We start from the raw sequence: 13,952 nt of genomic DNA, 5'->3' as shown, positions 1-13,952 counted from the left end.
CCCAGAGACGGAATCGAACCGCCGACACGAGGATTTTCAATTCCCTTGAATGTTTTTTAATATCAATACCTTAAGCTACTTTCCTGTGCCTAAAATAAATAAATAAACCCTTACAAATCAATAGGTGTTTTTTATTTGTGCCTAGTATTTTTCAGTAAAAAAACCGCCTTTTTATAGCGCTTATAAGCACTAATTCTATTAGACGATGGAATCACTATCTGCTTCGATTCTCGCGAGGTCTGCGTGTAGATCGCAGTGTTTTGCCGATTCGTATAAGTGCGACTCTAGATAGCTGAAGAAACCGACCCAGTAGCCTTTACCTGCTGTTTCGTCATTGAAGTTGATGTCGGCGGCGATGTGGCCAAGAATGCCTGCGCCGACGTAGTCGGGGTCGTCTTTGAGTTGTTGCAGAAAGTTTGCTGCCATGATTCGACCAGTTGCGCAGGCGTCACGGTAGCTGTTGGCGGGTGCAATATCCCAGTTACTATTCGGTAAATTCTGTCCTGCTCGGTCAAGCGAAATGCTAAAGCGTTTCGGTTTATGTGGCTCGTTTTTAGCACCGTACATTCTGTTCTCCCTGAGTCATCACGCATCAATAAATACGTCCATTACATTCAGTAAAAAGCCAAAAAAACGCGCTGTCAAAGGCTTTCTTTAAAGAAAATTGACTTGCAGTGATGGGATTTTTAGAAAAATTCAATTGCAAAAATAACCCTATTAAGACAACCAGTTAAAGGGTTATCTGCAAGGATGGGGTGGTTTTTATGGAGAGTTGCAAAAATGGGATTGACTAAAAACGCCTCCCCCAGAAATGCAATTGTGTTCTTTGCTTTTTTTTCAAAATTAAGTGTGTAGACAGTTAGCTGTGCAATTTCGCACCGCTAACGGAGTTACTAGAATGAAAATTAAAGCAAATTGTCAAATCGCAGGTATCGGAATCTACTTCCCTCGTCAGATTGTGACGTCACAAGAGTTGATGAGAGAGATCAAATCTGAGGAAAATTTCGGCATAGCAGAAAACTGGATAAATGAGGTGTGTGGAATCGATGAGAGGCGGGTAGCGAGCGCAGAAGAGTTGCCGAGCATCTTGGCAATAAGAGCCGCTGAGAATGCGCTACAGGACAGTGGTGTGCAACCCAGCGAAATAGATGCGGTGATATTTTGCGGCATTAGTCGTGAATGGCTAGAGCCGAGTGTCGCGCATAAGGTCCAGCACGAAATGGGTTGCACTAACGCGATTTGCTTTGATGTGAGCAATGCTTGCCATGGGTTTATGAATGGCATATTGCTCGCAGACAACTTAATGCAATGCAGTGACGCAACGCATGTACTGGTTGTCGCGGGGGAAAACCTCACAGACATCACGTTTGACTACGTAGCAAAGCTGAGGAACAAAACCGCCGAATTCCAAAAAGTGCTTGGCACGTTGACGGTGGGCGATTCTGGCGCAGCCATGGTATTAACGCCAAAAAACAAGGACGGACGGGGGTTTCAGTATTATAACTTTCATACTGATGCTAAACATACTGATCTATGTCGATTCAGCACAGCAAAAGAAGGTGGCTACGATGGGCAAATGGTGATGGGGAAAATCAGTTCAGTTATGATACGTTTACACGCCTCAATAATAGAGCAAACTTACCAATCATTGAACTGGAAAAATACCGATATAGACCACCTTATTTGCCATCAAGTGGGGCAAAAACCCCACATAAGAATGGCTGATATGGCAAAAGTCTCACAAAGCATAGCGCCAATTTCCTACAAGCTTTTCGGAAATATCACCACTGCCACGATTCCGGCAAACCTGTATAATGTAAAGCCTAATTGTGGCGAAAAAATACTTATTGCGGGGGCTGGCTCTGGATTATCAATTAGCCAAAGCGGTCTTGTGTTTTAATTAAATAGCATTTAATAGGGACAGAAAATGATATGGATATTGCCATCGGCAATTGCACTTCTAATAAAATTGTTCTTATTTTTTTATTCAGACGTGCATAAAAAGAAGTATTTTTTTATATTTCTGCTGTCAACGTTCTGCATGAACCAACTCGAATTAATCGCCTTTTTTCGATTTGGCTACGATTTAATCACATTGAAATTGTACTATTGTGCTGCCATTTTCACTGTGTTTTATTTGGCCGTGGTTTGTGCAGACATCACTCAAAGAGGTCGCTTTATGAAAAGCGGCCTCACCTTGGTGGCGCCTTCAGCCTTGAGCGCTGCCATTTTATTCACAGACTATCTTGTAAAAGGCGTTCAGTTATTGCCAAACGGATCTATTACTAGAATCGCTGGCGATTATTATTTCATTTTCCAGATCTACGCCCTTGCTGCGGTCACACTGGCAGTATCTTTATTGATCGTTAATCTCTTTCTAAAAAACGACTATCACTTAAAAGCAAAAAGCATTACCGCTTTAATTGGCTTTTCGCCTTTTATTGCCTTTATTTTAATTCTAATTCCGCTTATGCAAGCAGGTTATGAAGTTAATATGGCGGGGTTTTCATCACTGTCTATTTCGTTCATGCTGATCTTTTTTATATCAGCAACAGACAAATACAAGCTGTTCACTATTATGCAGTTTGTGCCATTCTCACATTCGCGCGCGCAATATTTGGAAGTAAGATCCCTGCTTCGCAGACGATTAAAACTGACGGCTGGCGACGTGGTGGATATGAAAGCTTTTTTAAGAGATTTTGAAACGCTGATCATCAAACACACCTACCATCACGCCGAAACACAAAAAGAAGCGGCGCGCAGACTGAACATATCAGAAAGCAACTTAAGCCGAAAAGTAGCGCCCCGTTAAGGGCGCTGTGTTGTCTTAATGTAGTTGTGAATGCTGGGCATCCCATATCTGCTTAAGTTTGGTTAGCCCCTTCCCTGTTACTACCGTGGTCACGGATTGCTTAAGCCCCTGCTCTGGGTGATGAAAACTACCCAGCTTCACATTGAGCAAGCCCTGCTCTATTTTCTGTTGGTATGGCTCGTTCCTTCTGGAAATCCAGCCACTGCTACGCAAGAAATCAAATAACCGCCGCTGGCCAGTGCCGATGATCTTGGCCGCTTGCGCGACGCTGATGGCATCGGGAGAGACTTCGACTCTTTCAGCAAACGCCACTTTCGGCGCGGCAGCTTCTAACTGGGTAACCAGGTGCTGTTTTTCACCTTCCAGCTTTAATCGCTGCTCTTCGGATTCTAACGCCAACTTAAGCACGTCCATTTTACTGAGGTCTTCCGGCTTACCCAACGTATAAGAGCCACGCTTACGGATAGAGGGCAATACCTCACCCACCACCCATTCCTCGAACGCTTCGGCCTCTGGCTTTTTAGATCGCATGATCAAGCGATAGACGTCACGCTCTGGAATAATTGCTGTCTGCTGGTCGAGGGTGAACGATTCGTTCACCCCTACAGGAGTAGCTGATTTGCAGTGATCCCGAACCGCTTTTTGAGGATTTGAATAACCAAGTAAAAAAGCTATATCTCTAGCCACAAACCATGGCTCGCCATTTTGATCGATCACACGTACTTCATCAGAATGAAAGTGAAACGGTATAATGTTCATGCCACACCTCCAACACGAAAGGCCGCGCGCATATCCTGATCGGCTTGCACCATGGCTAAATCGGCAAACACATCACAACGCTTGGCCGAGATGTAAAGGTGTCGCTCTAGATGACTAAAAAAGCCCACCCAATAGCCTTTGGTAATGGTGTTGTCTTGAAAATTAATGTCGCCAGCGATGTGTCCAAGGACGCCACAACCAACATGGTCTGGGTCGTCTTTGAGTTGCTGCAAGAAGTGTGCGGCCATGGTTCGCCCGTTGCTACAGGCTTCTCGGTAGCTGCTGACGGGCAATATGGCCCAGTTGCTATTAGGAAGGTTATTACTTGCGTGATGGACCGAAACACGGAATCGTGTCGGTAAGGCCGCTTTCTTAGCTGAATCGATCATAATGATCTCCTTTGAAGTTTTCTGAATTACCCAATAACTGATTGGGTGTCAGGAGGTTCAGACGGCTTCAAAGAGACCGCGGGTCTATTTCCCATAAGGGTTTTGTATTTAACCACCCTCCCGACTTAACAGGAGTATTTCGCACATGTGATAAATCACAAGCACAAAAAAACCAACGCTGACGGGGTTGGGGTATCCGCAATGAAGAGGGTCTGAAGCCTCATCACGGATACTAGATCAGGTTTTTAATGATTGCAAATGTATTTGAGTTTGGGGTAAATGTATTAGGAATGGTTAGCAGGAAAGGAAAAATATGAAAACAGCACTTTTAATTGGAATGATGGCTTTATCATCCTCTGTCAGCGCCTCAAGCACGGCACAAGTATCATCCATTGTATCGGTTTATGATGCTGATACCTTCCGTGTAAATATTGATGGGTGGACAGATATTATAGGAAAAAACATGCCCATTAGAGTAAATGGTGTGGATGCTGCCGAAATTAGAGGGAAGTGCAAAAAAGAAAAGATCTTGGCTAAAAAAGCCAGAGAATTCACCCGTGATTTTTTAGCTAGCTCCAGTGTTGTCGAGCTTAAAAATATAAAAAGAGGGAAGTATTTTCGTTTAATTGCAGATGTGTATGGCGACGGGGCCCTGCTATCTGACGCATTAATACAATCAGGATTAGCTAGACCCTATCATGGTGAAAAAAGGCAGGGGTGGTGCGGTTAAATATCGAGCCAAAAGCTATAATAACTAGCAATAGTCGAGTAGGAGTATTCCATGAGCAAAAATTCACATCCCAACATACCCATTAACTCTACGAAAATTTTATATGATGTAAAAACAATGGGCCTAGCAACTGACCTGCGGCTTCGCCATTCACACCGCGAAATCATCGCAAATAACATCATAAAAGAAGAAGAGAGAATCGTACTCCAAGAAGTAAAAAAGCGCTGTGGCGCTGATGTGACTGTTGAAGACGCAAAAAAGCTACTTTCTGTAAATATAGGTGCCCATAATCATAGAAACTACCTGTTAAATAAGGTGCCACTAGTTACTTTTCACCCAATAAATCAACGGCCAGAAGGTAGCACTACGTTACTGCAGAACTACACGGTTCATGATGCTTCAGGATCTATAATCACTTTGGCTGAGTTGCCGTAACAGAGCACCGATACCCGCCTTTGCTATCTCCTCGTGCTGTGATTTTATCAATAGACCAGTTACCTGCCATTTCAGCAGGAAAGGTGTTGTTCAAGGTAAGAATACCTTCTGCAACTAGCTTTGGATCACCTGGTAAGTCTAGCGCCACGCTACTGCCTTGGCGCTGTATTTTGGTTAGTTCATCTTTACAAGCTTGAGCCGCTATGTCTGCGCTATCGTAGGATTGGCGCAGTTTTTTAAAGGGTTTTGTGCCAACTTCTACCGTGTTTTCCTCCCCTTTGTTGTTGTCTGTCCAGTTCGCCCTTACGCCCATTAACGCGCTGCGGCTGGGCTTGTCTAGCTGGCAATTAATGAACTGGCCCAATTCGCTGGGTGAATTCTGACTTGGCACACCTAAAGTAACAGGGGGAATGTTTTTCCCTGTGATGGTTTTTATCTCGCCTTTTTTTGCCAATACATAAAGGTCGTTAACGGGTTTGGCGATGGCGTCTCGCTCCCTCGCGATACGATTAAGAAAGGCGCTGTCGGTTTCGTCGACTTGGTCTATGTGCTCGATTTCGACACTTTCAAATTCCGTGGCCACGCGCGGACTAAAGCCATGGGCCGTGACAATGTTTCGAAAAAGATTGGCAAGGCTGATGTTTTCAAAACTGCGAGTGCGGCGTTCTTTAAACCCTGTTTTGTCTTCCACTTGAAACGGGGCGGCAGTGGCCACAATGGTAACGCTAGGTGGAAAGAGCTTAGGCACTATACGAGTGATGATGAATCGCCCTTTGTCGATCAGGTTGTCGTCATAGCCTTCTAACCAATTCAGCACAGCGCCTTCTTTTGGCAGTCCGCTTTGGCCTGTGGTATCAACGTTTAAGGTAAGTTGATCGGTTTGAGTGCCTGCGGCGTCTATGCGCTCCCAAGACGTTAATCGACTATTAATGATCGCCGCTCCCGCCCCACTGACTCTGGCCTGTGGCTTATAACCTAATCCCATACATTCACCACAGTTTCAGGGGCTTTTTCTGGCATGACAGGCAGAGTAATCTCGATGCCTGCAGGCAATACGGGACCATGGTTTTCTAGGCCGGGGTTAAGGTCGAACAAGGCGCTTTCTGCTTCGTCATCATTACGCTTTAGCCCCATCCATAGAATATTCGAAATGGTGTCACCGTCTCGGCTACGCATTGTTTTCATTTGCGTATTCCTCTAGCTCTATCGTGAAGCCCAGCACGAAGGCTGTGCCATCATCGATAATTTTGTCTTGTTTTTCCTGCAGACGTTTTATCACCCATTGACCCAAGTTGTTGCTGTCGCCATCAACCAGAACAAGAGGCTCCCGCTTATTTTGCAGGGCTCTTAATGCATCCATGTTTGCCATGCCGTCGGCTTTAAACCACGTTCCTGTGATGGTGATATTTTCCAGTTGCTGGCCTGTGTTTTGACTCATCGGCTTTTGACCATAACGGGGAACGGTTACCCACCCCCCGCTGCTGGTGCGCTGTAAACCCTCGTAGGGGGTTCCATCGCTAAGCGAAAAAACAAAGCCGCCAAGGGACATCATTTGGCGCATGATTGCTCCTTAAATTTATGAGTTTCGTTTATCAGAAAGGCTCGCGTCTGATCGAGTGGCCACGTCCATGCTGCCCATCATGGCAGGGCCGAACTCGGCCTTTAATCGATCTATGACTTGGTTGCTCACTTCCTGATCGTAAGCAGGGTTACCCGATGGCGTTAGGTGGATAACAGGCGCAAAGTTAACGGCTTTGTTGCCCTGTTGCAGCTGCTTGGTTTGCTCTGCGATGGCAGAGGGTGCAGGCTGTTCGGTTTTGTCTTCACCAAACCAGCCGCCTATTTTTTCGCCCATCCATTCGCCTAGCGAACCGCCGCCCATGCCGCCAGCAATAGAGCCAACCAGCCCACCAATAGCCGTTCCAATAACGGGAACAACAGAGCCAATGGCGGCACCCGCCATTCCTCCTGCCATTGCACCACCCATACCGCCAGCCATGCTGCCAGAGGTGGCGCCGATCTCAGAGGCGCCGCCGTCTGATATAGCCGACACCAATGCCCCGACTTGCAGCGCTGCAGACAGTGGCCCAAATGCCCTGCCTGCGCCTCTACCCAGCACCCCGCCTAGACGACCAAACTTACCAAAACGCCCTTTCTTTGCGGCGCCTGCGCTTGGCTGGCCTCGTTCGTACAGTCTATCTTCAATGCTACTGAGCCCTGCCAACCGGTTGCGGCCACGCATACCGCCCCCACCACGCCCTGCTCCTGCACCTAATCCATTCAGTTTTCGATTAAGCCTATCAACAGATCGAGAGGCTCTATCGGCACTTAAGACGGTGTGATCAGTAGAGCGCGTGAGTTTGGTTTTACCCAATTTGAAACGGTCGGCACCGTTGCCCATCGTCAGCTTGGCTAACTTGAACGCAATCGCGCCAGCCTTTACCACGGCAATCGCGGCAGCGACGCCTAGCAGCCCTGATGCTAAGTCGGGGTTGGCTTCGGCAAAGTCCGCCACGCTGTCTACTACAGACATAAGTGGTGGAAGCACGGAATCAAGAACCGGTAATAATCGGTCGCCCAACACAATGGTCATGCGGTCAAATTTTGCACCGAGTTGCGATAGACTATGGCTTCTGGTGGCGGCTCGGTTAACGTATTCATCGTTAACGCTGTTCGCCCTATCGGCCTGATTTGCCACTTTAGAAAAAGCAGATACAAGGCCATTTTGAGGATCGTCTAGTGTTCCGACCAGTTTGGACACAGCGCCTTTTATTTCTGAGCCAAATAGCTGAGAAATAACAGCGCCACGCTCGTCGGCAGAAACCTCTTGCAGTTCTCGCAATACGCCCAGCAAGGTGCCTTTGGCGTCTTGCTGCATTGACGATGCGAGTTCTTCTGCGTCAAAGCCAATTTTACTTAATGCGGTTTTTTGGCTTCCTGTCGCCGCATAACCCGACGTTAATGCGCCGGAAATATTCTTTAATGCGGTGGCGGCAGTATCTTCTGTTGCGCCCCCTGCGATTAAGCTGGCCGCTAATGCCGCCACCTCATTCGCCCCTAACCCCGCCCCCATGGCGGTTGAACCTTCACGAACCATTACGCCAGCAATGTCTTTTGCTTTGGCGTTCATGTTGTTGCTGAGATAGTTCGTCGCGTCAGCTAGGTCTAAGGCGTTTTTCTGGGTCAGACCCATGGCGGCGCGCCATGTCGCTAGGGTAGAACCGGCTTCTTCTGCCGACACGTCCCACGCGACCGACATTTTGGTCGCGGATTCCGCAAACTCCAGTAGCTGGCGCTTTTCAATACCAGACTGACCTGCAGCGGTCACAATATCGGCGATGCCCTCTTGCTGAACCCCTAAGCGGCCAGCAAGCTTCATCATTTTTGTGCGGTATTGGGCCTCTTCCTTTTTGTCGGAAAAGTTAACGACCTTTTTAACATCCGCGAAGGTGTTTTCGTATTCAACGGATCGCTTACCCGCGAGGATTAACGGCGCTGCGGTAGCGGCGGCACCAACCGCCTGACCAACCAATTCGCCTTTTTGTGCGTTACGATCAGCAATCCTGCCCTTAATGGTTTGGATGCTTTTAAGCTTGGCTTTTTGCTTATCTAAGGCTTTTGTTGCTTTGTCCGTTTGCTTGGCAAGTTTCAGCTCTTGCGCGCCTAAAGAATTCAGCTTCAGCCCTGCCGAACTCATGTCATGGCGTAAGCCACCAAGCTCTTTAGATTGCTTACTATAGGACGCAGTTAATCGAACTGATGCGGTTTGAGAGTTTTTTAGCGCTGCCTTTTCTTTTTTGTAGGCCAGATCGGCAGCTTTTTTGGCTTTGGTGAGCTGCTTTACCTTAAGGCTCGCAGTGGCGACCTCATTGGATTCGATACCATAAGCTTGTGCCGATTCTAATACGGCTTTTTCTGCTTTGGCCAGCTCTGTGGTGTGTTGCTTTACCACAGCTTTTGCGCTGATCTCTGCTTGCTTTAAGCGGTTTGTCTCTTGTGTCGCCTGAGACATAGATTGGCGGGTTTCTTCAAGCCGCCCGTTTAACGTTTTGAATCGAGTAACCAGCTTTTGCTGATCGCCCATTTTTTTAAGACTGGCGCTGGTTTGCTCTATCTCGCTTTCAAACTTACCTACCGTTTGAATTGCCTCATTAAATGGCTTTGCAAACTTACTTACCGCCGTGAGTCCTATGGATATTTTTTCCACGGATTACCCCTTATTAATGCCCAGTTTGGCGGCGGCCAGATGATAGCGGCGCATGGCTTCGTCGATGCGCCAGTTGAGTATTTCAGAGGGTGGAACGTGATAAACGAGAGGGATAACGTCGGTTAGGACTTCGACATCTCTTGGCGAAAGAAGTCCGCCGATTTTCCCAAAAAATCGATAAGGCGCTCCTGCAGTTGATTCCAATCTGGCAGACTTAAAGACTCTAGTTCTGATTGAGAAAAACCAGAGCAGCTCGAACTGATAAAAATAGTGCGCTGCCATTCGTCGTCGTGGGAGTCCATAAGGTCTGTGGTGGCCACCGTAGGCGGACGCAACTTATAAGTGCTTTTTTCTTGACCATCGTCACCTTGAATCGGGATCAATAATGTTGGCGAATTTAGATCGAAATCGCCTTCAATCAACTTATCCGCAGTGATTGTCATCAGCTCTAATACTTGGTCCTGAACGCTGTTGTAATCTGGCGTCACGAGGCTTTTTAGTGTGGATTCTGGCAAGCCGGTGCTTTTAGAAATACAGGCACGAAGTAGCTTTACTTCGTCTGCCTCTTGGTTTTTTCCTTGGGAAAGCGCGCGATGCTGGCCCATCGTAATAACATCAACGCTCACAGCGTCAATAGGTTGACCTTTGTCGTCTTTAATTGACCAGACTAGATCGTGCGTTCTGGGTTTAAACATGATGCTCTCCGTAGTTTTGAGTAGAAAATTCAGATAAAAAAAGCCCGTTTTATGTAAAACGGGCTAAGTGGGAATAAAGAAATTGAAGGATAAAGGGCGGGCTACATGCCAATATTGCGGCGATGATCGGCCATTATGTCGCCATTACCAAGGTTTAGAATTTGAGCATTACGGTTGATCTCATAGATGGTTTTTCCGGCCTCTGTCTTTTTGTACGCACTGACAGACATTTCAATCTCATGATCAGGTAACTCCCCCATTTTACTGGCAGATTCTGTGACACCTGTGATCTCACCCGTAACGATGTATTTAATGGCAAACTTATTGCCATCTTCGTCTTGATGCGATTCATTAACGTCGACCTGACACATTTCGCCGCCAGACAAACCAAAGGCAGAAAGCAGCGCTTGGTTAGCCCCCTTCACCTTTAGTTTCGCTGTGAGCTTTTCCAGACCAACCATGACTTCACCCGGAATAAACGCGCCACCACGGGTTTCTTGCATGGTTTTTTTCACTTCTGGCGGGGTGAACTCATCAAGTTCTTTGATCAATGGCTCACCATTGATGATGGCCATTCTGCTAATTCGTGAACGTTGTCCAGCCATTACAAGACTCCTTCAAGGAACGATTCGACAATGCCGACATCTTCAATTAAGTGATACACCATGTGTTCGTTTGGTGCGTAACCATGGTATTTAATGGCGATATGCCATTCACCGTTGGTGTAGTTTTCTACGTTGTTCAGCGTTGGGTGCAAGTAGACTTGCGCGCCCATGATGGTTTCATCCGCTTGCAACGATTTAAGCCAGAAATTGAGCTTTTCAATTTCTTGGTTCATAAAGGATTCGCTGAGATTGCGCGCCATGGCACGTTGTGCGGTTTTCGCCAGCTTACGAATAATGGCGTATTCCAAACCGACCTGAGACACAAAACGCCCCATCACACAGCGATTACCAATCAAAGAAAAACCGCCCATGGAAGTACGAGCAAAATACGACACGCCATGGCGGTTCATTAAGTCGCCATTGGTGGCTTTGTCCATGATGTTATAGTCGATGGTGCGCGCGGTGCCTTGAATCAGAACGCCCATACCACCTTTTGCTGGACTCTCCCAAGGCTTCACCCGCGCAAAGCAAGAAAGCGCGCTCGCGGCACCAGAGAAGTACACATTACCTTTCGCAGCTTGGCTGTAAACCGAGACAAACGGATCAACGAGGTAAAAAGACTCATAGCCCGTACCATCACCACCTAAGCTCTGAGAATAGGCAACCGCCTCGTTGTCGTTGGTGTTTGGGCCATCACCCACAGGAATAGCAAACAAGCGCTTTCCTAAAGCGGCCAAAGCGTCCGCAACCGGCTTAGTATTAAATCCTGGTGCCGCGATGTGCGTTGGTATTTCCATGCAATCCGCTAGAGCCTGAATACCTAAACGTTGGCCTGTTGTCGCATCAACACTGCCGATCACGTTGTTAACCGTTGTCGCCGCGTCCACGCCTTCTTCGACAATCACCACATAAATAGGCACGGAAACAATACGAAGCAGCTCATAACACGTTCTGTATAACGTGCCGACCTCAGTTCCCGCCATATCTAACTTGGCTACCGCCCCCATATTCGCAATACGAATAGGGCTATTTTTCGGCCATAGTGGATCGGCATCAGGTGCCGTACCAACAATACCCACCACAACGCTACCCAGCGGCCCCATTGGTGGTGGTGATGAGTGTGTTTCGACACTCATACCGTTATGTACAAAGGATGCAATCTCTGGCATTACGCCTCTCCTTTCTGTTTAGCGGTCGTTGTCGCCAACGCGATTTTCCCGCCAAGAATTAAAAAATCCGCTTCGCAAGGAAGCAGCTCGACCGTCTCGCCTTTTGCATGCCAGACCTTTCGGTTTGGACATTGATATGGAGACGTAACGGTGTATTTTTGCCGAGGTTTAGACGGCTGTTTCGTTGCCATGGGCTTTCTCCAGACGTAAAAAAACCGCTAATGCGGCTGGGATTCTTTTGTTAAAAAGTACTTTACTAAATAGTTATTCCGAAGCGATCAAGCGCGGCTTGGTCGATCATTTCTTCATAGACGTAATCCGGCTCAATGTAGCCCTCGTCGTCTTCTTTTAGATTTGTGTCGTAATCTTCCGGATAAGCCGCAGCATCACGACGAACAGTGATTGTTACCATGTTTATGATTTGCTCGCGCGTCATTTGAGACACGGCCAAATCATCTGGACTGTTTACGATATTTACATTGCCTCGCATTTCACTTTCTCCAAACTTTTGATTAAATTTCGGCTATCCGCCCATTTAGCGTGCCCGAGCCATGATGCTAAAAAGCGCCTTAGCTCTTCTTTTTTATCCTGTTTTGTATAGCGCTTTATTTTTCGTTTTGCTGCTGTAACAGATTGCTTGCGCATCAGCTTATGCGTTGTCCATATTCGATAACCCAGAAAATTAACGCCTTTTGATGCAGCACAAACAAACCATTTTGAAAACCACATTCCCATCTCGTCTATGCAAAATCTTTGCATCTCGACTTGCAGCGCTCGCATTTCTTTTTGCGACTTTCCCAGTATTACAATGTCATCCATGTATCTGAAAAAATGTTTGTTTTTTGCTTCGTGCAATAGCCACTCATCGATAATCGTGCCGTAAATGTTGGCGAATAACTGGCTTGTTAGGTTTCCGATCGGAATCCCTATGCCTTCGCTTTCAACGTATTTTTCAATCAGCCCAAGTGTCTTCTTGCATGACACTTTTGCTCGAATTCTTTTGTGTAAAACCGCTCTATTTATGTTGTAAAAATAGCCTGCGAAGTCGGTTTTCAATACCCAGACCTCGCCGTCTTTTTCAAGCCTGCGCATCATGGCTTGGCAAGCAATCGCACCTTTGTGCGTACCTCTTCCGGTTCTGCATCCATAGCTTTGCGTGTAAAACGTGCGTTCAAATATCGGTTCTATTACGTTGTTTATCGCATGCTGAACTACTCGATCACGAAACGGTAACGCTGTTATTTGTCGCTTTTTTGGTTCGTAAATAACAAAGTTCTTTGGCTTGCCTGGCGTATACGATCCGTCCGCTATTGCTCGTGATAAATATTCAATATTTGGCTCTAAATAATCCATGAAAATCATACCGCCCACGCTGCTCGGATTTCCCTTTCTCGCTTTTTTCGCCGCTAGCAATATGTTGTCTTTGCTCGCTATTTGCTCTATTAAGTTCTTGTGCTTCTTTCCCATAAATATTTATCACGTTCGATTTTCGCTATTGCTACTCTTCTACTGTGAATCTCTTAGTGTATTCGCCGAAACAGGTTGGTGCGGCTGACCATTTTATAATGATCGCTTGAGCGGCCTTAACCGTCTCAACGCTGGTAAATCGGTCACAGACGCCACGGGCCGCGATGTTGTTGTTCGAGGACCACGGCTCAAGGCGCCAGTTCGACGCGCGGGAACCGGCATTGCCGGATTCACCCCAATAGCCGCCAAACAGCGAGGCTAGTTTTGCCCACACCAACCCTATTTTTATCTTACTTTTTTAATCCACGCGTTTAGCATGGCGCCCACTTCACTGATTTTTATCAGCGCAATCTCATGCTGTTTAATACTCATAATCCGTCTATCTTTATGCGTTGCGAATCGCAACAGATAACGAATATAAGCAAGCCCAGCATCACACGCATACAGCTTTGATTTTTGTCCGCTTTTCCCTGCTTTCATGAACAGTTCCACTTGTTCAAATATCGCATCTAGCATTTTATTTCTTAGCGCCCCGTGTTGACGGGGCGCGTTTTGAACGATCGGATATATGTAGTTAGCGAGCTGATCAAACTTTTTAACAATGATCATTTGCTCACTACTAATAACGGCATCACGATACTGCTCCATTTAACTCGCTCCCGCTCGCTGATCAAGATTCAAAGT

General features: G+C 46.8%; 18 protein-coding genes. 4 read left to right on the top strand and 14 right to left on the bottom strand.

The features are described 5' to 3' along the window. Positions 1-198: 198 nt before the first annotated feature. On the bottom strand, positions 199-567 hold the full coding sequence (locus I8J31_RS20435; RefSeq protein WP_199470435.1) for a hypothetical protein: 369 nt from the start codon (positions 565-567) through the stop codon (positions 199-201). A 331-nt stretch (positions 568-898) separates the two neighbouring features. Here I8J31_RS20435 and I8J31_RS20430 point away from each other — a divergent pair, with 331 nt between their 5' ends. After that, entirely contained in the window at positions 899-1,900 is a 1,002-nt protein-coding gene (locus I8J31_RS20430; protein WP_199470434.1) for a 3-oxoacyl-ACP synthase III family protein, read from the top strand. A 279-nt stretch (positions 1,901-2,179) separates the two neighbouring features. Continuing rightward, positions 2,180-2,812, top strand: coding sequence for a hypothetical protein (locus I8J31_RS20425; RefSeq protein ID WP_325101231.1), 633 nt, complete (start codon positions 2,180-2,182; stop codon positions 2,810-2,812). 15 nt (positions 2,813-2,827) lie between these two features. Here the strand turns inward: I8J31_RS20425 and I8J31_RS20420 are convergent, their stop codons facing one another. Continuing rightward, the gene (locus I8J31_RS20420; RefSeq protein ID WP_199470432.1) at positions 2,828-3,571 is read right to left on the bottom strand and encodes a phage antirepressor KilAC domain-containing protein; all 744 of its coding nucleotides are present in this window, start codon (positions 3,569-3,571) and stop codon (positions 2,828-2,830) included. Continuing rightward, positions 3,568-3,960 carry a hypothetical protein gene (locus I8J31_RS20415; RefSeq protein WP_199470431.1) on the bottom strand — a complete coding sequence of 131 codons (393 nt, stop codon included), beginning with the start codon at positions 3,958-3,960 and terminating at the stop codon, positions 3,568-3,570. The genes I8J31_RS20420 and I8J31_RS20415 overlap by 4 nt, the downstream gene beginning before the upstream one ends. 313 nt (positions 3,961-4,273) lie before the next feature. On the opposite strand from I8J31_RS20415, the gene I8J31_RS20410 reads away from it, so the two are divergent. Continuing rightward, positions 4,274-4,690 (top strand): thermonuclease family protein, encoded by a 417-nt coding sequence (locus I8J31_RS20410; RefSeq protein ID WP_199470430.1) that lies wholly within the window; start codon positions 4,274-4,276, stop codon positions 4,688-4,690. 51 nt (positions 4,691-4,741) lie between these two features. After that, positions 4,742-5,125 carry a hypothetical protein gene (locus I8J31_RS20405; RefSeq protein ID WP_199470429.1) on the top strand — a complete coding sequence of 128 codons (384 nt, stop codon included), beginning with the start codon at positions 4,742-4,744 and terminating at the stop codon, positions 5,123-5,125. Here the strand turns inward: I8J31_RS20405 and I8J31_RS20400 are convergent. The 11 genes from I8J31_RS20400 to avd all read right to left on the bottom strand — a co-directional run bounded on the left by I8J31_RS20400 (position 5,103) and on the right by avd (position 13,916). Beyond that, on the bottom strand, positions 5,103-6,110 hold the full coding sequence (locus I8J31_RS20400; RefSeq protein ID WP_199470428.1) for a phage late control D family protein: 1,008 nt from the start codon (positions 6,108-6,110) through the stop codon (positions 5,103-5,105). The genes I8J31_RS20405 and I8J31_RS20400 overlap by 23 nt on opposite strands. Further along, positions 6,101-6,310, bottom strand: a complete 210-nt coding sequence (locus I8J31_RS20395; protein ID WP_199470427.1) for a tail protein X — start codon at positions 6,308-6,310, stop codon at positions 6,101-6,103. The genes I8J31_RS20400 and I8J31_RS20395 overlap by 10 nt, the downstream gene beginning before the upstream one ends. After that, on the bottom strand, positions 6,294-6,686 hold the full coding sequence (locus tag I8J31_RS20390; RefSeq protein WP_199470426.1) for a phage tail protein: 393 nt from the start codon (positions 6,684-6,686) through the stop codon (positions 6,294-6,296). Before I8J31_RS20390 ends, I8J31_RS20395 begins: the two co-directional genes overlap by 17 nt. Before the next feature lie 15 nt (positions 6,687-6,701). Next, entirely contained in the window at positions 6,702-9,332 is a 2,631-nt protein-coding gene (locus I8J31_RS20385) for a phage tail tape measure protein (RefSeq protein WP_199470425.1), read from the bottom strand. A 122-nt stretch (positions 9,333-9,454) separates the two neighbouring features. Then, a complete protein-coding gene (locus tag I8J31_RS20380; protein WP_199470424.1) occupies positions 9,455-10,027 on the bottom strand; it encodes a phage tail assembly protein in 573 nt (190 codons plus the stop codon). Between the two features lie 101 nt (positions 10,028-10,128). Continuing rightward, on the bottom strand, positions 10,129-10,632 hold the full coding sequence (locus I8J31_RS20375; protein WP_199470423.1) for a phage major tail tube protein: 504 nt from the start codon (positions 10,630-10,632) through the stop codon (positions 10,129-10,131). Continuing rightward, complete coding sequence (locus tag I8J31_RS20370) at positions 10,632-11,801, bottom strand: phage tail sheath protein (RefSeq protein ID WP_199470422.1); 1,170 nt, start codon at positions 11,799-11,801, stop codon at positions 10,632-10,634. Before I8J31_RS20370 ends, I8J31_RS20375 begins: the two co-directional genes overlap by 1 nt. Continuing rightward, positions 11,801-11,992: a hypothetical protein gene (locus I8J31_RS20365; RefSeq protein WP_199470421.1), complete on the bottom strand. Its 192-nt coding sequence runs from the start codon at positions 11,990-11,992 to the stop codon at positions 11,801-11,803. Before I8J31_RS20365 ends, I8J31_RS20370 begins: the two co-directional genes overlap by 1 nt. Positions 11,993-12,057: 65 nt before the next feature. Next, positions 12,058-12,291 carry a hypothetical protein gene (locus I8J31_RS20360; protein WP_199470420.1) on the bottom strand — a complete coding sequence of 78 codons (234 nt, stop codon included), beginning with the start codon at positions 12,289-12,291 and terminating at the stop codon, positions 12,058-12,060. After that, positions 12,276-13,268 (bottom strand): reverse transcriptase domain-containing protein, encoded by a 993-nt coding sequence (locus tag I8J31_RS20355; RefSeq protein WP_199470419.1) that lies wholly within the window; start codon positions 13,266-13,268, stop codon positions 12,276-12,278. The genes I8J31_RS20360 and I8J31_RS20355 overlap by 16 nt, the downstream gene beginning before the upstream one ends. Positions 13,269-13,553: 285 nt before the next feature. After that, positions 13,554-13,916, bottom strand: a complete 363-nt coding sequence (avd, locus tag I8J31_RS20350) for a diversity-generating retroelement protein Avd (protein WP_199470418.1) — start codon at positions 13,914-13,916, stop codon at positions 13,554-13,556. Positions 13,917-13,952 lie beyond the last annotated feature (36 nt).

It is taken from the genome of Marinomonas transparens, assembly GCF_016463975.1.
Classification (GTDB): Bacteria; Pseudomonadota; Gammaproteobacteria; order Pseudomonadales; family Marinomonadaceae; genus Marinomonas; species Marinomonas transparens.
The sequence above is the reverse complement of the archived record's forward strand: the minus strand, read 5'-3'. Positions and strand labels throughout refer to the sequence as shown.